Source organism: Rhizobium sp. TAL182 (genome assembly GCF_002117725.1).
GTDB lineage: Bacteria > Pseudomonadota > Alphaproteobacteria > Rhizobiales > Rhizobiaceae > Rhizobium > Rhizobium esperanzae.
The window spans coordinates 401,812-421,900 of sequence record NZ_CP021028.1 but is presented as its reverse complement, the minus strand read 5'-3'; the positions used below and the strand labels follow the sequence as shown (position 1 = coordinate 421,900).

At 59.2% G+C, this 20,089-nt stretch carries 18 protein-coding genes and 1 pseudogene; 8 read left to right on the top strand and 11 right to left on the bottom strand.

Features of this window, described 5'->3' with window-relative positions; all coding sequences use genetic code 11:
* Positions 1 to 161: 161 nt before the first annotated feature.
* The 5 genes from ugpC (Tal182_RS28635) to Tal182_RS28615 all read right to left on the bottom strand — a co-directional run bounded on the left by ugpC (Tal182_RS28635) (position 162) and on the right by Tal182_RS28615 (position 5,576).
* Entirely contained in the window at positions 162 to 1,295 is a 1,134-nt protein-coding gene (gene ugpC / locus Tal182_RS28635; RefSeq protein ID WP_085861686.1) for a sn-glycerol-3-phosphate ABC transporter ATP-binding protein UgpC, read from the bottom strand.
* A gap of 91 nt (positions 1,296 to 1,386) precedes the next feature.
* Positions 1,387 to 2,592: an ABC transporter substrate-binding protein gene (locus tag Tal182_RS28630; protein ID WP_085861685.1), complete on the bottom strand. Its 1,206-nt coding sequence runs from the start codon at positions 2,590 to 2,592 to the stop codon at positions 1,387 to 1,389.
* Positions 2,593 to 2,666: 74 nt separating this feature from the next.
* Positions 2,667 to 3,524: a carbohydrate ABC transporter permease gene (locus Tal182_RS28625; protein WP_004672438.1), complete on the bottom strand. Its 858-nt coding sequence runs from the start codon at positions 3,522 to 3,524 to the stop codon at positions 2,667 to 2,669.
* Positions 3,521 to 4,405 (bottom strand): sugar ABC transporter permease, encoded by an 885-nt coding sequence (locus tag Tal182_RS28620; protein ID WP_064812254.1) that lies wholly within the window; start codon positions 4,403 to 4,405, stop codon positions 3,521 to 3,523. Before Tal182_RS28620 ends, Tal182_RS28625 begins: the two co-directional genes overlap by 4 nt.
* 13 nt (positions 4,406 to 4,418) lie before the next feature.
* Positions 4,419 to 5,576, bottom strand: a complete 1,158-nt coding sequence (locus Tal182_RS28615) for a Gfo/Idh/MocA family oxidoreductase (RefSeq protein WP_011428221.1) — start codon at positions 5,574 to 5,576, stop codon at positions 4,419 to 4,421.
* A gap of 329 nt (positions 5,577 to 5,905) precedes the next feature.
* Here Tal182_RS28615 and yghX point away from each other — a divergent pair, with 329 nt between their 5' ends.
* Positions 5,906 to 6,793 carry a YghX family hydrolase gene (gene yghX, locus Tal182_RS28610; protein WP_085861684.1) on the top strand — a complete coding sequence of 296 codons (888 nt, stop codon included), beginning with the start codon at positions 5,906 to 5,908 and terminating at the stop codon, positions 6,791 to 6,793.
* 42 nt (positions 6,794 to 6,835) lie between these two features.
* Here yghX and Tal182_RS28605 read toward each other — a convergent pair whose 3' ends face one another.
* Positions 6,836 to 7,276 (bottom strand): DMT family transporter, encoded by a 441-nt coding sequence (locus Tal182_RS28605; protein ID WP_085861683.1) that lies wholly within the window; start codon positions 7,274 to 7,276, stop codon positions 6,836 to 6,838.
* Positions 7,273 to 7,758: a DMT family transporter gene (locus tag Tal182_RS28600; RefSeq protein ID WP_085861760.1), complete on the bottom strand. Its 486-nt coding sequence runs from the start codon at positions 7,756 to 7,758 to the stop codon at positions 7,273 to 7,275. The genes Tal182_RS28605 and Tal182_RS28600 overlap by 4 nt, the downstream gene beginning before the upstream one ends.
* Positions 7,759 to 7,912: 154 nt before the next feature.
* Between Tal182_RS28600 and Tal182_RS33040 the strand changes: the two are divergent.
* Both Tal182_RS33040 and Tal182_RS28590 read left to right on the top strand, forming a co-directional pair.
* Positions 7,913 to 8,171 (top strand): annotated as a pseudogene (locus tag Tal182_RS33040) (pirin family protein); the annotation flags it as partial.
* 250 nt (positions 8,172 to 8,421) lie between these two features.
* Entirely contained in the window at positions 8,422 to 8,646 is a 225-nt protein-coding gene (locus Tal182_RS28590) for a hypothetical protein (RefSeq protein WP_010058730.1), read from the top strand.
* A 374-nt stretch (positions 8,647 to 9,020) separates the two neighbouring features.
* Here Tal182_RS28590 and Tal182_RS28585 read toward each other — a convergent pair whose 3' ends face one another.
* The 3 genes from Tal182_RS28585 to Tal182_RS28575 all read right to left on the bottom strand — a co-directional run bounded on the left by Tal182_RS28585 (position 9,021) and on the right by Tal182_RS28575 (position 12,849).
* Positions 9,021 to 11,015 (bottom strand): glycosyltransferase, encoded by a 1,995-nt coding sequence (locus tag Tal182_RS28585; RefSeq protein ID WP_085861682.1) that lies wholly within the window; start codon positions 11,013 to 11,015, stop codon positions 9,021 to 9,023.
* Complete coding sequence (locus Tal182_RS28580; RefSeq protein WP_064808673.1) at positions 10,997 to 12,229, bottom strand: HlyD family efflux transporter periplasmic adaptor subunit; 1,233 nt, start codon at positions 12,227 to 12,229, stop codon at positions 10,997 to 10,999. The genes Tal182_RS28585 and Tal182_RS28580 overlap by 19 nt, the downstream gene beginning before the upstream one ends.
* 419 nt (positions 12,230 to 12,648) lie before the next feature.
* On the bottom strand, positions 12,649 to 12,849 hold the full coding sequence (locus tag Tal182_RS28575; protein WP_064808671.1) for a hypothetical protein: 201 nt from the start codon (positions 12,847 to 12,849) through the stop codon (positions 12,649 to 12,651).
* 476 nt (positions 12,850 to 13,325) lie between these two features.
* On the opposite strand from Tal182_RS28575, the gene Tal182_RS28570 reads away from it, so the two are divergent.
* A complete protein-coding gene (locus tag Tal182_RS28570) occupies positions 13,326 to 14,468 on the top strand; it encodes an AraC family transcriptional regulator (protein WP_085861681.1) in 1,143 nt (380 codons plus the stop codon).
* Between the two features lie 206 nt (positions 14,469 to 14,674).
* On the opposite strand, the gene Tal182_RS28565 is transcribed toward Tal182_RS28570, so the two are convergent.
* Positions 14,675 to 15,700, bottom strand: a complete 1,026-nt coding sequence (locus Tal182_RS28565; protein ID WP_085861680.1) for a LacI family DNA-binding transcriptional regulator — start codon at positions 15,698 to 15,700, stop codon at positions 14,675 to 14,677.
* A 173-nt stretch (positions 15,701 to 15,873) separates the two neighbouring features.
* Between Tal182_RS28565 and Tal182_RS28560 the strand changes: the two genes are divergently transcribed.
* Genes Tal182_RS28560 through ugpC (Tal182_RS28545) form a run of 4 tightly spaced genes read left to right on the top strand, consistent with a single transcriptional unit; the run spans position 15,874 to position 20,060 of the window.
* A complete protein-coding gene (locus tag Tal182_RS28560; RefSeq protein WP_085861679.1) occupies positions 15,874 to 17,133 on the top strand; it encodes a sugar ABC transporter substrate-binding protein in 1,260 nt (419 codons plus the stop codon).
* Between the two features lie 60 nt (positions 17,134 to 17,193).
* Entirely contained in the window at positions 17,194 to 18,075 is an 882-nt protein-coding gene (locus Tal182_RS28555; RefSeq protein WP_003594698.1) for a sugar ABC transporter permease, read from the top strand.
* On the top strand, positions 18,068 to 18,904 hold the full coding sequence (locus Tal182_RS28550; protein ID WP_064812247.1) for a carbohydrate ABC transporter permease: 837 nt from the start codon (positions 18,068 to 18,070) through the stop codon (positions 18,902 to 18,904). The genes Tal182_RS28555 and Tal182_RS28550 overlap by 8 nt, the downstream gene beginning before the upstream one ends.
* Before the next feature lie 13 nt (positions 18,905 to 18,917).
* Complete coding sequence (ugpC, locus tag Tal182_RS28545) at positions 18,918 to 20,060, top strand: sn-glycerol-3-phosphate ABC transporter ATP-binding protein UgpC (RefSeq protein WP_085861678.1); 1,143 nt, start codon at positions 18,918 to 18,920, stop codon at positions 20,058 to 20,060.
* Positions 20,061 to 20,089: the final 29 nt, after the last annotated feature.

The window sequence follows — 20,089 nt, the reverse complement described above, 5'->3', positions numbered from 1 at the left end:
GGGGAGGTGCAATGCGGCCATATTGTTAAATCTCCGCTATGGGCTGGACGCTACCGTCCGCAGGAGATTGTCCAACGAAGTCCAGACTCCTGCAGACGGGCAGCCACGTCCCCGCGACCGAGTCCTGGCAGAACGAACCGCTGAAACAGAGCCCAGCCGCTTCAAGCCGCCGTCGGATTGATCACGTTCATATCGATTTCCGTCAGCTCCACCCGCCGCTCAAACGCAATGCCTGCCTCGTCGAAGAGATGGCAGTCCGCGGCGTTGATGCCGGTTGAAACCGGCGCGTCGGGGCGGATGCCGACGCTGCCGGGGAGCATGGCACAGAAATTCTCGGCCTCGCCGTTGAGCGAGGCATAGGCGACCGTATTGGCGCCGAGGCGTTCGATGACGGTCGGGGTGACGGTGAAGACGATGTCGCCGCCGTTGAGTTGAATATGCTCCGGCCGGATGCCGAGCGTCAGGGTCTTGCCTGATATGCCGTCGCGTGGCGTCACCGGCAGAAGGGCGGTCTGGCCGAGATAATCGACTTCGACGCCGGCGGCGCTGACGCTCTTGCAGGTGACGGGCAGAAAATTCATTTTCGGGTTGCCGATGAAGCCGGCGACGAATTTGTTGGCGGGCTTGTGGTAAAGCTCCAGCGGCGCGCCGGTCTGGGAAATATTGCCGGCGTCGAGCACGACGATGCGGTCGGCCATGGTCATGGCCTCGACCTGGTCGTGTGTCACATAGATCATCGTCGCCTTCAGCTGCCGGTGCAGCTTGGCAAGCTCGATGCGCATGTCGGCGCGCAGCGCCGCATCGAGGTTGGAGAGCGGCTCGTCGAACAGGAAGATCTTCGGTTCGCGCACAATGGCGCGACCGATCGCGACGCGCTGGCGCTGGCCGCCGGAAAGCATGCCGGGTTTCTGCTGCAGCCGCTGGTCGAGATGCAGGATGCGCGCGGCGTTTTCCACCTTGGCCTTGAGCTTTGCCTCTTCCATCTTCTCGACGCGCAGCGGGAAGGCGATGTTCTCGAAAACCGTCATGTGCGGATAGAGCGCGTAGGACTGGAACACCATGGCGATGCCGCGCTTGACCGGCGGCAGATCGTTGACCCGGACACCGTTGATGACGATGTCACCTGCCGTCGTCGCGTCGAGGCCGGCGATCATCCGCAACAGCGTGGACTTGCCGCAGCCTGACGGCCCGACGAAGACGACGAATTCGCCGTTCTTTACCTCGAGCTGCACGCCCTTCAGAACTTCGTAGTCGCCGTAGAATTTCTGAACGTTGTTGAGAAGGAGCTGTCCCAAAAATCTGTCTCCGCCGGCGGTCTTCGTCGCATATTCGATAGAGGGGAGGGGCCGCAGCTTGCGCCGCGACCCCAATGAGCCTCAGCAGGGCTTACTTGAAGGCTTCGATTTCGCCGGCAGCCTTCTTCAGTGCGGCTTCCGGTTCGGCCTTGCCTGTTACAACCGACTGGATCATTTCGATCATCGAGTTCTGGAAGCCCTTATAGTCGGTGAAGAGCGGCTCGGGACCACCATAGCTGATGCCCTCGATGAGCGGCTTCCACGAGGGGTCCTTGGCGACGAACTCGTCGACCTTTGCCGAGGGACGCAGCGGGGTGAGGCCGGCGCCGCCCTGCAGCTCGTATTCCGCCTGAACGTCCGGCGAGGTGATGAACTTGGCGAATTCGGTCGCCTTGTCCTCGACGCCCGAGCCCTTGAAGATCGCCAGGCTGTCGGTGATCAAGAGCGTGCCGGGGCCCTTGGCATCGGGGCCGAGCGGCAGCGTCGTGATGCCCCAGCTGATCTTCGTCTCCTTCAGGCGGGAGGCCGCACCCGATCCGGCCTGGATCATGGCAACCTTGCCGTCGAGGAAGATGGCGCGGACTTCGTTCTGCTCATAGGCAGTCGGGCCTTCTTCGGAGTAGGGGACGATATCCTTGTAGGCCTTCAGCGCGGCGAGAATCTGCGGGCTGTCGAGGGTGACCTTGCCATCGGCATCGATCACGCTGCCATTGTTGGTGTAAACCCAATGCATGAACTGGTGCATCGTGTTGTCGAAGGTCTTGGCCGAGAGACCGAAGCCCGGAATGCCGGTCTTTTCCTTGATGGTTTTGGCCATCTCGATTTCTTCGGCCCAGGTCTTCGGCGGCTTTTCGGGATCGAGGCCGGCCTGCTTGAAGAGGTCCTTGTTCCAATAGAGCGCCTTGGTGGAGAAGGCGATCGGAACGCCCCACTGCGTGCCCTCGAAGGTCACCGTGTCGACGATGTGGGGATAGTAAGCCTTCTTTTCCTCATCGGTCATCGGCACCTTGACGATCAGATCGTTCTGGGCGAACTCCTTCAGCGTGCGCGAGCCGACATAGGCCATGGCAACCGGCGTGCCGGCGGCGGCAAGCGTCGTTGCCTTGTCCTGGCACTGCGCCCAACCGACGACTTCAGGCGTGACCTTCCAGCCGGCGTTCTTTTCTTCCCACTGCTTGATGTATTTGGTGTGGACCGGGTCGATCGTGTCGCCGCAATAGATCCAGCTGATTTCCTTGTCGGCGGCATGGGCAGTGACCGCGGTCAATGCCGTCGAACCGAGCAAGGCGAGCGCCATAAGGCCTGTCTTGATTGTTATGCTCACGTCGTGACTCCCGTTTGGTTGTTAGCTGTTCACTCGTTTTTTTAGTCTTATTGTTTCACCGCACCGGCGGTCAGGCCGCCGACGAGGTACCGCTGAAGGAAGAAGATGACGACCATCGCCGGCGCGATGCCGACGAAGGAAGCCGCCATCAGTTCGTTCCAGATGACCTCCTGCTTGCCGAAGTAAGCAAAGAGCCCCACCGGCAAGGGCATGTATTCACTCTTCGAGTTGAAGGTCAGCGCGAAGATGAATTGCTGGGCGTAAGCGCCGATGAAGGTGGTGATGGCGACGACGATGATTCCCGGCATCGCAATGGGCAGGATGACGCGGCGAAGCGTGTAGAAGTGGCTGGCGCCATCCATGAAGGCGGCTTCGTTGAGCTCCTGGGGAATGCGGATCATATAGGTGCGCAGCAGCCAGATCGCCGACGGAATGAGGAAGGCGACACCAGGCACGATCATGGCGAGATAGGTGTTGAGCACGCCCATGCTGCGCATCAACCGGAAGAGCGGGATCAGAAGCACGGCGCCGGAGAACATGTTCACCGTCAGGAAGGCGCCGAGCAGGATGCCCATGCCCTTGAATTCGAACTTGGCGAAGGCATAAGCCGCCGGAATGACGAGGCAGAGCACGATCAGCGTGACGATGATCGAGATGAAGAAGGAGTTGAAGATATAGCGCCCGAAGCCCGGCACGCTGATCCACATCGTCCGGTAGGCTTCGAACGAACCGTTTTCCGGCCAGAAGCGGTAGGGCGAGGAGAAGAGCTGAGCGAGCGGTTTCAGCGACACCAGGAAGCCCTCGACGAAGGGCGCCAGAACGAAGAACAGGAACACCGCGATGCCGCAATAGATCAGGATGATCTCCCACCAGCGGTAACGGTCGATCATGGCAGCACTGCTCATGCGCGCTTCTCCGGGTTGAGGCGGCGGGTGACGCGGAAATAGGCGAAGCAGAAGAGCGACAGGAAGATGCAGATCAAGACGGCGCGGGCGGCACCTTCCCCGTATTTCTTCGAGCCGATCGCCGTCTGATAGGTATCGATGATCATCGTCGTCGTCTCGCCGCTCGGGCCGCCCTGCGTCAGGATCCAGATGATGTCGAACGAGTTGAAGGTGGCGATCAAGGACAGCATCGACATGGTGATGATGGCCGGCACCATCAGCGGCAGGGTGATGCGGCGGAAGCGGTACCAGCGGCCGGCGCCGTCGGTCCAGGCGGCCTCGTAAAGATCCTTCGGAATCGACTGGATCGCCGCCAGGAAATAGATCGTCACCAGCGGTACGCCGATCCAGACATCGGTGACGATCGTCGCCCAGAAGGCGGTGCTGCCATAGGCGAGGAAGGCGACCGGGCCGTCGACGAGGCCGAAGCGCTGCAACAGGCCCGAGATCATCCCGAACTGGCCGTTATACATCCAGCCCCACATGAAGATACCGATTGCCATCGGCACGATCCAGGGCGGCATGGTCAAGAGCCGGAACAGCGAGCGGCCGGGCACGGCGGCGTTCAGCATGCAGGCGCCGAACGTGCCGATCACCATTTTCAGCGCCACCGAGAAGAAGGTCCAGATGAAGGTGCGCAGGATCACCTCGGCGAAGGTGGCGTTGAAGATCTTCTCGTAATTGATCCAGCCGACCCAATTGGTCGTCTTCTTCAGCGACGCGTCGGTGAAGGAGAGGATGAAGGTATCGACGAGGGGATAGGCGACGATGGCGAGAACATAGAGGACAGCCGGAAGAAGGAGGATCCAGGCAAAGATGAAGGCGCTTCGTTGGACACTCATCTTGCCGCCGTCCTCAAGCCGCTCTTGCGTGAAGGGCCTCGTCGAAGCGGTCCCAGATCGGACGCAGGTCGACGACGGTTTTCTTCATCCTCGCTTCGTCCATGGCGAGCGCCAGGATGCCGGCTTCGAGCGCATTCAGCGTCGAAACGGGCAGTTCGAGCCCGGTGCGCACGCTCTCCAAGAGGTCGCTCGCCATCTGTTCATCGGCGCCGTAATGCTGGGAGAGCTCGGTGGCGGCATATTTGTTTTCGACGATCTTGTTGCCGGTCAGCTGCTCGTGCACGTCGAGATAGCCGCGGACGAAATCGCCTTCGGCCATGCCGCGCGAGCCCATGATGGCGAAGCGGCGGAACTGGTCGGGCACGTTGAGATTGGTATGGAAGTTCATGCCGACGCCGTTTTCATATTCGACGATCGCCACCTGGTAATCGATGATGTCGGCGTCGCTGTCGAAGACCTTGTCGGAGCCCATCCAGCCGCTCGGCTTGCGGTGGAAAAGCTCGAGGTCGTTGATGCCCTCGCGGGCCGGGTCGTTGGCCGGAATGAAGCTCTTGCGGCCGCCGAAACTGGCGACCCGCTCCGGCCGTGCGCCGACGACGCCATTATAAAGGTCGAGGTCGTGGCAGCATTTCTCCAGCATGAAGCTGCCGGAATAGCGCTCGTAACGGCGCCAGTCGCGCATGAAGAAGGCGCCGTGATAGGGCTCGATATGTTCGGATGCCTCGATCGAAACGATCTGGCCGAGCTTGCCCTCGGCCTGGATGGCGCGCAGATCCTTGTAAAGCGGGGAGTAGCGCAGCACCAGGCCGACCATCAGCCGCTCATGGCCGAACTTCGCCATCAGATGCGCCAACTCGATGCTTTCGGCGATCGTCGTGACGATCGGCTTTTCGCAGAAGACCTTGAGCCCGGCCTGCAGCCCGAGCCTGATATGGCCGAGATGCATGTGATTGGGAGAGCCGATCATCAAGAGATCGAGCTTTTCGGAGGCGAGCAGCTCTTCCGGCGAGCCATAGGCCTTGCCGGCCGAAATGCCCTTTTCCGTCAAGCCGGGAAGGCCGGCCGGATCGGGATCCACATAGCCGACGATGTCGAAGCTGCTATCGATCGCTTTGAAGACGTAACCGAGGTAGCCGAGCCGGAATCCGAGCCCGATGATGCCCACTTTCATGCCGATCAAGTTCCCGATTTAAGTAATTTATTTTCTTTAAGTTGGGACAAAAATCGGAAGGCGTCAATAGAAAACGGGCCGCAAGACGCGAGCATGAAATTAATTTTCATAATCCGATAGTCGGCTGCCGAATAGGCGCTGCAACCGGCGGCGTCAGGACTTGGCCGATCGAAAGCGCGCCCCGTGGAGGCTGGAATCTCGCAGGCAAACGCGTTGCGGCAGAGCGCTTTTGCGCCGGCAATCTCACGCGCAACTCGCGAAAGATTGAAAAGAGCCGCGCGCTTACCTGTGTAGGATGCAGCGAGAACCCGAGGCCAGGAGGAGCCATCATGACCCGCATGACCGCCAAGGATTTCCCACAGGAACTGCTCGAACTCTACGATTATTACGCGCATGGGAGGATCACCAAACGCGAGTTTCTCGACCGGGCCGGCAAGTTCGCCGTCGGCGGCGTCACCGCGGCCGCCATTCTGGCGTCGCTCAGCCCGAATTATGCGCTGGCGACCCAGGTCGAGGCAACCGATCCCGGCATATCCGCCGAATACATCACCTATCCCTCGCCGAAAGGAAACGGCGATGTCCGCGGCTATCTCGTCCGCCCCAAAAACGCCACCGGCAAGGTCGCCGCCGTGGTGGTTGTGCATGAGAACAGGGGGCTGAACCCCTATATCGAGGATGTGGCGCGGCGCGTGGCGAAGGCCGGTTTCATCGCGCTGGCGCCCGACGGCCTGACCTCGGTCGGCGGTTATCCCGGCAATGACGAAAAGGGGCGCGAGCTGCAGCAGAAGGTCGATCCGGAAAAGCTGATGAACGACTTCTTCGCCGCGGTCGAGTTTCTGATGAAGAGCGATCTCACCACCGGCAAGGTCGGCATCGTCGGCTTCTGCTATGGCGGCGGTGTCGCCAACGCGGCGGCGGTCGCCTATCCCGAACTTGCCGCCGCCGTGCCGTTCTACGGCCGGCAGCCGCGGGCCGAAGACGTGCCGAAGATCAAGGCGCCGCTGCTTCTTCATTATGCCGGGCTGGACAAGGGCGTCAACGAGGGCTGGCCGGCCTATGAAGCGGCGTTGAAATCGGCCGGCAAGACCTATGAGGCCTATATCTACCCCGACGTCAATCACGGCTTCCACAATGATACCACGCCGCGCTACGACGAGGCGGCCGCCAAGCTCGCCTGGCAGCGAACGGTCGACTGGTTCACCAAATATCTCGCTTGAGACTGCGGCGAGCTGACGCGGCGGGGAGGCATCCCCGCCGACCTATTGCGAACGCTCGCCCTTGCGTCGTCCCCGGCTGACCATCATTCCGCCGATGATGAGGGCAATTCCGCCGGCGTTCGCCCAGAAGGAGGCCGGCACGGCACTGATATAATCAAACGCCACCCCCGTGACCATCTGCCCGCCGATGATCAGCAGAGCCGAATTGACCGCGCCGATCCGCGCAATCGCCCAACTGCCGGCCGCCACGAAGACAACGCCGAGCGGACCGCCGAGATAGGCATACCAGGGCGCCCCGGCGGCACCCGCGGGAAGCAGGCCGCCGACGAAGAGACCGAGGCCGGTGAGGGCGGCAAAGCCGACGGCGTGATTCCAGAAGGATGCGATCAGCGGCGTCGTCGAGATGCTCAGCCGCCCATTGAGCTGGCGGCTGAGCCCGACGAGCACGCCGCCGAGGCAAGCAAGCAGAATGAAGAGCGTCATACAGCGCCTCGCCCGAACAGGATGATCAGCGCCGCCCCTGCAACGACCAGGCCGAGTGCCGCGATGTCGCGGGTATCGGGATGCCGCTTCTGCAGGCCGAACAGTCCCCAGCTGTCGGCCGCGACGCTGAAGACGACCTGGCCTGCCAGCCCCAGAGCCAAGGTGCCGGAGAGCCCGAGCGGCGAGTTGACCGTCGTCGAGGTCAGGATGACCGTTGCCGCGCCGGAAAGGCCGCCGAGATAGGCCCAGAGAGGCGCCCGCAAGCCCTGTTCCCGCTTTGGCCTGCGCCGCCGGTGGACCAGCAGGAGAAGAATGACGGCTGCGACCATGCCGGTGCCGTGCGCCGTCCAGGACGAAAACAGCGGGCTCCCATAGCGTGCCAGCTCGCCGTTCAGATGCACCATGAAGGTCAGGAGCCCGCCCGTGGCAAACGCCCCGGCAAAATAGATCGGATGCGGATTTCGTGCGGCGTCGATGGTCATTGGAGATCCCGTCAGCGAATCGGTTGCGGCGGATGTTTTCAGATTGCCACTAAGGCCATTCATCGGCATCGTCAGCAAGACGATTGCCACCACCTGCCAGTTGGCCCCCGCGGCGCACGGGTTCGATTGATGGCAGCAGGCGTTCTCACGTACCTTCTACGTCTTCAGCGGCGCCGTTGTCGCCGACGGACAGACCTTTACCGAAGGCGAGCAGGGCCTGCATCAAATCCGATGACAGGCTCGAAGCGGAGGCGAAGAGCGCAAGCATCCTGGTCGCCTTTCTGCTCGACCCGAACGCACCGATTGCCAGGGAGTGGACCGTCGGCGACCACCGGAAGATACCGGCGGCCATCGTCATTCGCGCACTTCTGAAATGGCGGAGGTTTCGCCAGATATGGCGGCGTTCTTCATAGCTGCGGCCTTGTTCAATGATTACCGCAAGTCGCTTCCGCTTTCGCCAATTGTGCGGTAGCCTGTAGTTTCGTTCACATCGAGCGAAGATTTTCGCTGCGACACAGAGGCGCCGCGGGCGGACGAAGTTGCGACCGTCCAGAGTTTCGCAACAGTTTCCGTCAGCCATGATACGGCTAAAAATGCGATGTGAGCGGAACAAGCATGCCTGCAATTGGGTTTCGAACCTTAGCGTTCAAAAGGAGGAGCATTATGCCTACGGTTGCTGCGACACCCATCACGCCGCCCGACCAGCACGTTGTCACCGCACGCGAGGCCATTGAGCCGCTGTATGAGAAGCTCGAACTGCAAACGGAATCCCTGGTCCTGTCAGCAGCGCTGGAGGCCGGATGGTCCCCTGATGAGGCAACGAAGGCACTGGCTGCGCTCAGGCTGCAGGACGCGCTTTCCACTCTGGACGAACAGTCTGGCCAGTAAGTTCGTCAGGAGTGGCGGCTCCGTCATGGCGGTAGATCTACCTGTCTCTGCTTCTGAGGTCCCACACACCAGGTGGGATGCGTGAGTGCTTTGCGCCGTGACCGCGGCACCGGCCTTCGGAGCGATCCTTCAATAATCAATTATCCCAGGCAAGTATCGCGGGCGCCCGTTCTTATCCCTTCAAGGCCGGGGCGCCCGAATGTCGCGATAGCCCCGCAGAATGTTCCCTGTGCGGACGTGGCGGGCGATGAGGGAACTTTCCAGAATGGCAGCTTGGCGAATGGCTGCGGCCGAACGGGGCCGGAAAACAGACACATTCTCAGCCGGCGGCTGATGCATGCGCGAAGACGCCACGCAGGCCCTCATGAGCCGGACTACAACGTGCGCGTTCGTCCGAATGACCGCAGCAACAGATTGAGAGAGACGGCAACCTTGTCGATGTCGCGAATGTCCCGCGAATATTGGCCGGTGTAGAGTTTGACAATCATGCTGTCGCGAGCAGAGCCGCTGAGCTCGAAATAGAGGTGCAGGTAATAGGCCTGCTTATCGCCGCCGCGACTGATGCTGCTTCGTCGTTGGGTGACCTGTCCGAGCTCCGCTTTGATCGGGTCGAAGCCGGCGATTTTCAGCATCACCGATTTGGATTGAAATCTGGCCATGTTGTGGACGGCAACGACCGCCTTGTCCAGTGCCAGACTGACGATCCGGCCGGGGACATCGTCGACGACAGCGGGCTCATCGAGCTTGAACGCATGAAACAGGCGCCGGGGTTTCTCGAAGCAGATGAGTGACGCGATGAGCAGGACGACGATATTGATCCCTGACCACCAGGCCGCGACCGGCGAAAACTGGCCTTGCACATGCGACGTTTCCGGCACGACGTTGAGCAGCAGACCGAAGACGGTGATCGAGATCATGCCTGCGATCCAGGCGAAGCTGTAGCGGTCGAACTGGTTCGCCTCGTTGCCACTGCCCTTCGGCGTCACCCTGAACGGCTTGCCGAACGGTCTCACCAGGCTGGAGACCACTGTCGGCAGCATGCGGAATGTCGCAAAGGTCCCGACGGCGCTGGAAACAACAGGCAGATAACGCGTCGGCGTGATCCACAGCATCAGCAGGAAATACGCCGCCAGCAGCGGCACCTGATGCGCGACATAATCGGCTATGTCGGTGAAATAGAGCGGGAGCAGGCCGAACCAGAGATAGACGATGGGGACGAGCAAGATCATGAAGCGGACCAGATACTGCACCAGCCATGATGCCGGCAGGAACATGATCCTCTGAAAGAGCGTCAAGCCGGGGCCGCGCAGTGGGCCATTATAAAGGTAGAGGGTTTGAATACCGCCCTGGCACCACCGTTCGCGCTGCACAAAATAACCGGTCAGGTTTTCGGCGGCCAGTCCCATCGACAGCCGCTCGTTCAGGTAGCGCGTCTTGTAGCCTTTGTTGAGCATCGACAGAGTGGTCAGCAGGTCCTCCGTGATCGACTCCGTCGGAAACCCGCCGATTGCGTCGACGGCCTTGCGGCGGGCAATCGAGCATGAGCCGCAGCAGAAGCTGACGTCCCAGGCATCTCGGCTGGGCGCGATCTCGTCGAAGAACAAGCGCTGCTCGTCCGGCCAGATATTCTCGAGGCCGAGGTTTGATTGCACGGGATCGACATTGAAGAAATGTTGCGGCGTCTGGACGATGCCGATGCTGTCATCGGAAAAGAAGGGCAGTGTCCGGCGAAGAAAATGCCGATAAGGAACAAAATCGGCGTCGAAGATTGCAATAAAATCGCCCGAGCTGACTTTCAGCCCATTGTTCATATTGCCCGCTTTGGCATGGCTGTTGTCGCCGCGCGTGACGTGGATGACGTTCTTTTCTTCGCAATAGGCCTTCAGCCAGTCGCGGCGTTGATCGTCAAGCACATACACCTTCAATTTGTCGGCAGGATAATCCAGCGAACGGGCGCCGATGATGGTTCGCTCGAGCACGTCGAGCGGCTCGTTATAGGTGGGAATGAAAACATCGACGGTCGGCAGCTCCCGCTTGTCGCGCGCGAAGAAAACCCGACCGAGCCTGTCCGCCTCTGCGCTCCGGTCGACATGGCGGCTCATCAATATCAGAAAAAGCATGACTTCGAAGCAGGCCAAAACTTCGACGGCAAAGAGGATCCAGACCCAGTAGAAACTCGGACCGTCGCTGGGATAGGGAAGCACTGTCTCCGTCAAGCGCCAGAACATGTAGCGCAGTGCGAGTGCTGCGACGAACGCGCAGGTCACTGCCCGTGTCCAGCTGTGATGGCGCGACCAATTGAACGGCCCCAGGAAAAAGAACGCCAAAACGACTAGGGTCGGAACCAGCGCTACAAGATACTGAACCACAGGCTTTTCACCCAGTTGGATAGGTTGATGCCGTGTTTGGAAAACCGGACCTGCACTGTGCGTCCGACCTGGCAGGAGTTCGCAAAGTCGTTATTCATGAAGGATGGATCGAGGCGAACCCGAATGCGGGCATTGCGTTGCGTCGACGGCGGCAAGCTGGCGGCAAAGGAATCGGCCTCGACCGAAGCCGAATTGCCTCTGACCGAGATGACCGTGCCCTTGAAGACATCGCTGCGGCCGAACAAGCGCACCTGCGCAACAAGTCCCGGGTAGATCTCGTCGTAATTGACCTCGGGAACAAGGATATCCACGAACAGCTCTCGACAGTCGAGGAGGCGCATCAGCTCGTCATTCAGCACGACGTTCGAACCGTTGACGATACTCCTGGTCCAGACAACGCCGTCGAATGGCGCTAATGCGGTTGCGGATTCAAGGCTGTTGACGCGGTCTGCCTCTTTGACCAGCTGCTTTTGAACTTCGGTGGCGCGTGTCTCATTTTCCGCTATGCGCGAGTTCAAGTCGTTGATGCGAACGACGACCTCGTCCTCGCGCTGGCGCGAATAGGGCACGTCATTTTGCCCATCGCCGAAGACAAAGATACCTTGGCGGACCGCATTGAGCCTCTGCTCCAATTGATCAACAGTCAGGTTGCTGATTTCGACCTCGCCGCCGGTCGCAGCTCCGGCGGCACGCGCGGCCTCGACCAGCTTCTGCGTCAGAATGCCTTTAGACTCGAGCTGCACCCGCCTGCTCAGGTCGACCTGCGCAACCAGATCCTGAGCTTGCGACACTTCGACTTTTTTCCTGAGGATTTCGACTTCGCGTTCGAGATTGGCAATGGTGGTCTGCTTGTAGACTTCCAATCTGGCAGACAATTCCTCGCGAAGTGCGGAGAGTTCCTCTCGTTCCTTTTTAAGGGCGGCGACGCGGTCGAGCGCCGTGTTGCGATCTGCCTCGAGCGAAGCGAGGATGGCGCGATTGACACGCGTATTTCTGATTTCCGCGAGGGCTTGTCCCGCTTTGACCGCGCTGCCGGCCTTGAGTGGTTCTTTGGCAATCGTCCCATCGATCGGGGCATTAACGACGGCAAACCGCGCGTTGACCGTGCCATCAAGGCTGGTAAAGCCGGTAATCGTCGGCAATGAGACGACCGCCACGAGCGTCAGGAGCAACAGGCCGACAACGATGCGCGTGATGCGATGGTTCCAGATCATGTTGCCATCCGAAGGTATCGCATTGCAGCCATCGGCCCCTATCAAGCCGGGACAAACGGATGCAACTCATTCTTGCATAATTTAGCGCATTATAATTTGTAGGCAAGTGATGGTCGTAACGCCGCGACAGAAACAGTTCGGCTCTGTAGAAAATGCCGCCGAAACGGCCCTGACACCGTATCGGCGCGGCCCGGGAAAAGGGTCAAAGCCCTCACCGGCCCGGCGACTGACTGGATGGGTGGTAATGGGGTGCTGGGAAACTGCGCCGCCTCACGTGCTGCCAGAGACAGAAACAGCACAATTCCACGCGATTTTCTAATGCGCATCGCATGCAATTTGATTCATGCGATGCGCATTAGTTGTTTGTCTTTTGCACGTCGTTATCCCGGGACCGTCGCACACTTCCAGGGCGACAGGCATTAATGGGGTCGAAGCCGTTTGGTGGCGATCAGCATGACGAGATCTTCGGAGGCATCTGCGAGCTCCAACGCCAATTCCGCAGCCGACCATCCGCGTTTCTGCAAACTGACGAGCATTTCCACCATCGCAACTTCGACCTCTCGTCTGCAGTTCGAAATCGGCTTCAATTCGATTTGTTTCTCTTCACATGCTGTGGTCATCTTAGCCTCCGTTCTGCCTTCGCAAGGGCAGCGTTGCAAAAATTCGCCAATGGGTGGTATGGTTGGGGTTGCGCGCAAGCCGCGGGTCATTACGCATTGACACAGATGACCTCGGCTGCGCGCAACCCTTCGCGCGCTCTTATTGGCCGATGTCCGGCCTCACGAGCGTCTTCTGGTCTCTGACGGTGTTCGCGCAAAGCGCGCACGAATATTGCTCCGATAGTTCACGACTATCTCCTCTGCTTTTATTTGTTTTGATTAGTGTCGTTTCACGTTGAGAGTGCTCTAAAACTACATCGCACCCGGCAAGTGAGAATTTTGGAATTTCCGAACGTCCTTCGGAATAACCATTGCTTACTTAGATATAGGAACATGGTGCAATTGTCGTTATCGCCGCATCCTGGAAATTATCGGTCCGTCCATTTCTGCTCGCCAGGGAATATGATAGGTAACTTATGCACGCGCTGGAGGAGTGGATGGCTACGGGGTCTGGAGATAAGCCCGCTGCGGGACAGGAATGGCCGGCCCACCTGGAGCGGCGGCGCTGGCCGCGCGAGCCGTCCCCGCAGAAAGAACATCGGGTGGATGTTGCTCCGGCGCTGGTGCCCTTGCGATTTTCGACGCACGACCTGCCACCGAATGAACAGTTCCAGTCCTGGCGATCACACATGGCGCCGCTTGTCGATGTTCATCTGCCGGACGGAAAATCAGAGGACGACGGTTTTCTCGCGGAACAGACGGCCTGGCAGCTTGGCGATATTCTCATCGTCCAGCAGCGAACGCAGTCCTGCAGCTATATCCGCGATCAGGCCATACTGCGATCGAGCCCGATCGATCACTGGAACGTCGGCATACTGCGCAGCGGCCGGGCCTGGACCGAGGCCAATCGGCATGTCACCGAGACCGGCCCAGGTGAGATATTTTTCAGGTCTCTTGGTTATCCGTACCGCGGGCGGATGACCGATTCCGTCGCCGTGCTCGTCTTCTTGCCCTATGAACTGTTGAGCCGTGACGCGCCTCTCCTGCAGAACGCCAACAACATCGTCCTCTCCGGCAGTCTGGCTGAATTGCTCGTCAGCTATATCAATGGCCTGGAATCGAACCTGAGCAATCTGACGGTGGAGGAGGTGCCGCGGATCATCCAGACGATCGGCGATATGGTCGTTGCATGCGCTGCATCGTCCACAAGTTCGGATCGCAGTCAGGAACAGACCAATATGGGGCTGATGGAGCGGGCCCACCGCTATATTCACCTCAATCTTCATTCAGACAGCTTGACGCCTGAGGTCATGTGCCGTGCGCTGGGGATCTCGCGGACGCGGCTCTACCAATTGTTCGAAACGAGCGGAGGCGTCTTCAATTACATTCGCAAACGTCGATTGCTGCAGGCCTATGCGGATCTGACCAACCCGACCGACACCAGGCCGATCGCGGAGATTGCCGAGGCCGCCGGCTTCGACGTTGCGGCCAATTTCACGCGCGCCTTCAGCCATGAATTCGGGCTCAGCCCGCGTGAAGTGCGAAAGACCGTAGCAACTGAGCGCCCGGCCGTTCCCGCAACACGGCCCACGCGACGTTCTGGGGCAACGATCGGCGATTGGCTAACCCTCGCACGTTGATTTGGGAACGCGCTAGAAGTAATTGATATTGCTGCGTATTTTCAAAATGATTATGCAGCAGCGTTTGCCTTGCGCTTTCAAGTTCCATAACACATAATACGCCGGATTCACCCGTTTCTCCACTCCACTCCACCACCACCGTTCAGCTGTGGCAACGCTCAAATCAGACGTAATCATTCGAGGCAGGCAGGAGAGAATCTCGACGCCTAATGAGGGTTAAAGGCGACAGAGCTACGTTCAACCAGCTTGCAAGAGACAACCCGACTGCCCGGATAAATCTTCTCGCCCGCTATCAAATCGTTCAGCCACGTCGCACCCTCTCGGCCGAGATCGTAGTATGGTAATGCCGCTGTGGTCAGCTCTGGCTTCAGCGCCATGGTAACTGTTCGAAAATCGTCAAAGCCGACGATGCTGACGTCTTGTGGAATCCGCAATCCCAGTGCCATGGCGGCAATGTAGATTTGAATTGCCATTTCGTCGTTGCCGCTCATGATCGCGGTCGGACGATCGTCTTGTTTGAGCATTTCTGTCGCCGCCGCAAAGACATAGTTGTTTTCTGCCCCAACAGGCCCTTCCATGCCAAGGCTGATCGAGAGGTCGTTCTCTGGGAGACCGAATTCGCTTGTCGTCCGGCGAAATGCATCCAGACGCAGTTCGGCTCCCAATAGAATCGGATTGAGCCGGATGTAACCGATTCTGTGATGGCCCCGTTCAAGGAGGTACCGGGTAAGATCTCGCGCCCCCTGATAATCATCGGGCTCGATGGACGGCAGGAGCTCCCTTGTTTGCGGCCGGCAATTTATCATCACCGTCGGAATGCTGACATCGCCCGTCTCCGGATCCACAATGCGGCGGTACATGGTGACATACAGGACTCCATCGATGCGATGGGACTGGAACATTTTCCAGATTTCCACCTCTCGCTCGGAAGACCCCCCGGTGTTGGCGATCAGGATGGTTTTCCCGTTCGCATTGGCCCAATCCTGAATTCCGCGGACAATATCGACCGAATAAGGCGTCGTGGAAACATAATCGGTGATAATCCCAAAGGTGTTGGAACGGCTGGATCGTATGAGGCGCGCCGCCATATTCGGGATATAGCCGAGATCGCGAATAGCCTTTTCCACCCTCTCCCGGGTTTCCTCAGTCACGTAGGGCTCGCCATTGATGACGCGAGAGACTGTTTTATTCGAAACCCCGGCCGCTTTTGCGACGCTGACGATGCTCACCATGTCCACCAATTCTCCTGATGCGGGTCTGTTGTAAACCACACGCATGACAACGTCGACATATTTTTCTGACAACGTCGACAATCGCGATTGACAACGTCGTCATAGCGCGCCTATGGTCCGGGTAATGGAACAGCCTGAGGCAAGTGCTTCCCGGCGGAACAAGGGAGGAATTCATGAAGAAACTGCTTGGCGCCAGCGCGCTCGCGCTCGTTTGCATTGCGGCCTCCGCCAAGGCCGAAACCATCAATATCCTCGTGGAAGGCGGCGGCGAAATGCTGCAGAAGGCAGCCGCAGAGAAGTTCACCGCGGAGACCGGCATCAAGGTGGACTTCACCGTCGTCCCCTATCAGGGCGTCTTCGACAAGTTTTCGGCCGAAATCGCCTCCGGCTCATCGGCCTTCGATGTGGTAACGATCGACGTCGTGTGGAACGCGAAATTCGCAAGCCACGTCGAAGACCTCGCGCCGCTCTTCACCGATGCGGTTCGCAAGGACCTGCCGCCTGCCTTGCTTGCCGACGCGAAGATCGGTGACAAGCTGATCGGCATGCCTGCCTGGGCCAATGCCGAAATTGTTTTTTATCGCAAGGACCTCTTCGACAAGCCGGAGGAACAGAAAGCGTTCCAGGCAAAATATGGTTATCCCCTCGCCCCGCCAAAGACTTGGGAGCAATGGCGCGACATCGCAAGATTCTTCACCCGAGACACAGATGGTGACGGCAAGACCGACTTTTGGGGCACCGACACCATCGGCAGCTTCTCCGAAGAATGGATGGCGCATGTGCTTCAGGCGGGCTCGCCAGGTGTGATCCTCGACAAGGATGGGAAGGTGATCATCGACAACGAAGCGCATCGGAAGGCGCTGGAATTCTACATCGCGCCACACTGCATCGATCATTCCGTGCCCGAAAACGTGAACGAGATCGGCTGGGGCGAGGCTCAGAACCTGTTCTATCAAGGCAAGACAGCGATGATGAAATTCTGGGCGCACGCCTACAAGATGACACCCGCTGATTCCAAAGTCAGCGGAAAGGTCGGCGTCGTCCCGATGCTGGCCGGTGATGCCGGAATCGCGGCAATTCCGGGTCCCTGGTACAATGTCGTTCCGTCGACCTCCCAACACAAGGACGCGGCCAAGAAGTTCATAGCCTTCGCGATCGCCAACAATGCCCTCGGTATCGAAGCGCCGCTTGGATTGGCTGCGACGAACTCGGCCTATAACGGCTATGCAAGCAAGCCCGGTTATGAGCATTTCACGCCGCTACTTGAGACGTTGGGTGCTCCTGCGACGCAAGGCCGTCCAATGAACGAAAAATATCAGGAAATTGTCGACGAAGCGGTTCTTCCAGCCGTGCAGCAGGCCCTGACGTGCAAATCGGATGTCGGCAAGGTCCTGACGGACGCCAAGGAAACGATCGAAGACATCCTCGACTAGTCCCTCGGCGGCGAGGAGGACGGGTGGTCCTCCTCGCATCATCAGCTTTCGGAGAGCGCCATGTCGGGTGAAGACCGATTCGTGCTGTGCATGCTTGCGCCAGCCCTCGCCATCCTTGGCTTGCTGGTCGCATACCCGGTAGGGCTTCTGGTGTTCGACTCCTTTTTTAAGGTCGACACCATTACTCCCCACATACGAGAGTGGATCGGGCTCAAGAACTATATCGACGCGCTAACCTCGAAGCGCGTCGCCGAAAGCGCATTCAGAACAATCCAGTATTCGATCTTTGCGCTGTTCTTCGAATTTACCTTCGGTTTCTGCGCCGCTCTGCTGTTTTCGGCGCTCCCCGGTCAGTCGCGCTGGCACCGCACGATCTTCACGCTGCCATTGATGGTGCCGCCCATTGTCGCCGGCCTCTTGTGGCGCTTTCTCCTGGTCGGGAACATCGGCATCTTGAATTATGGGCTCGTCCATCTGGGCGTCATCAGCGACCCCGATGCGATTGCCTGGTTGTCCGACGAAGATATCGTCATCTATTCCGTCTCTTTTGCCGATATCTGGCTGACGACATCCTTTGTCGCCCTCGTTTCCTATGCCGGATTGACAAACATCCCCAAGGACCTGCTGGAGGCGGCGCGGATCGACGGCGCGAACGCATTCAAGCGCTTCTGGCATGTCACGCTGCCGCTGATGCGCCCGGTGATCGCCGTCGTCGTCATCGTGCGTGGGGTGGATGCGGCCAAGACCTTCGACCTCATCTGGATCCAGACGCAAGGTGGCCCCAACCACGCTTCTGAAGTGTTTTCGATGAACATCTATCAGCGCATGGTGCGCTTCGGCGATCTCGGCGAGGCCTCGGCCTCCGGCACGCTGTTTCTGATCGTCATGATGCTTCTGGCCGCCGCTGCCTATTGGAAGATATGGAGGCCGGTCCATGCGTAGTGCGCGCCGCCTCAATCTCAACGGCATCGTGATCAAGGCCGCCGCGCTCGTCCTCGTCCTGTCCTATGCGCTGCCTTACGTCTATCTGCTCATGACGTCGATCAAGCCGGCAGCGGATGTCCAGCAGATTCCCCCGAGCTTCTTTCCCGTGGTGATCTCATTCGAGAATTTTCGCGATGTCCTGCAATCATCGACCCTGCCGCGGGCCTTCGCAAGTTCGCTGATGGTGGCAGTGCTGACAACCATCCTTTCCCTGGCTGTGGCGGTTCCGGCCGCTTATGTCGCGACCCACTATCGGCGCCGGATCACCACCCTGTTCCTGCTTTTCGCGCTGGTCACGCGCATGGTGCCCTCGGTGTCGCTCGGCGTGCCATTGTTCCAGCTTCTGAAGTCGCTCGGTTTGCTGGATACCGTTCCCGGTCTGGTGCTCGCCCACACATCAGCCGCGGTACCTCTTGCGCTTCTTCTCATGGCAGCCTTCTTCGAAGGCGTTCCGAAGGATCTGGAAGAGGCGGCGCGCATGGACGGATGCACCCGTTTTCAGGCCTTTCTGAAGGTTATTCTTCCGATCATGACGGGCGGAATCGCCGTCACCGCGCTCTTTACCTTCATCACGAGCTGGAACGAGTTCCTTTACGCACTGCTGCTGACGTCAGAGGCGACCAAAACGGCACCGATCGTCATTGCCGAATACAACTCAGTCTATGGCCTTGCCTGGGGAGCGATGACGGCTGCGGCCGTGCTCTATTCACTGCCCGTCATCATCGTAACGCTTGCACTTCAAAAGCAGATCGTCGGCGGCCTGACTTTCGGCGCTGTAAAAGGATGAGGGAGGCGGAGATATGGCCGGTATAGAACTACGCAACGTCAACAAGATCTACGGCAACAGCTTTCATGCGCTGCATGACCTGAGTTTCAACATCAGGGATGGTGAGTTCATGGTGTTTGTCGGTCCCTCAGGTTGTGGGAAATCGACGGCGCTTCGGATGATCGCCGGCCTTGAGAGCATTTCGAGCGGCGAACTGAGGATCGGGGACAGGGTCGTCAACCATGTCGATCCCAAGGATCGCGACATCGCCATGGTCTTTCAATCCTACGCGCTGTACCCGCACAAGACCGTGCGCGAAAACATCGCCTTTCCACTGCTGATGGCAGGGTTGCCGAAATCCGACATTGCCAGCCGCGTGGACGAGGCCGCGCGCATCCTCGAACTGACGGCCCTGCTCGACCGCAAACCGGCGCTGCTCTCGGGCGGCCAGCGGCAGCGCGTCGCCATGGGTCGGGCGATCGTCCGTCAGCCGTCGGCCTTCCTGATGGATGAACCGCTGTCCAATCTCGATGCAAAACTGCGTGTGCAGATGCGCGCCGAGATTGCCAGCCTCCAGAGAAAACTCGACGTCACCACGATCTACGTCACTCACGATCAGGTTGAGGCAATGACGATGGGTGACCGTGTCGCTGTCATGAAAGGCGGTGTGCTGCAGCAAGTCGACACACCGCAAAACCTGTACAGTCGCCCTGACAACGTCTTTGTTGCGGCTTTTATCGGATCGCCATCGATGAACTTGTACGAGGCCGTTCTGAATGGAAGGACGGTGGTCCTGGGCAGCAACAGTTTCGAAATTCCTGACCGGGTTTTCGAAAGCCGTCCCTCGCTCAACGGTGCGTCTCACCGTCAAATCCTCCTCGGCATCCGGCCGGAGCATATGAACGACGCGGCAATCCGGCCTTCTTCGGCCGAGATCTCGGCCCCGATCACTCTTGTTGAGGCGCTGGGTTCTGAATCCATGGTGCATCTGAATATCGATGCACCTTGGGTGGATGCTGGCGACCCGGACGCCATCGCCGACATTGGTGACCAAAAAGCTGCGGTAGCCCGTTTTTCCCCAAAGAGCACAGTGCGAGCAGGTGACATCGCGCGCATCGCTGTCGATGCCGAAGAACTTCACTTCTTTGACCCGGGCACCCGCACCAGCATCTGGTGATGGCACAGCCAAAAGAAACAAGATTAACC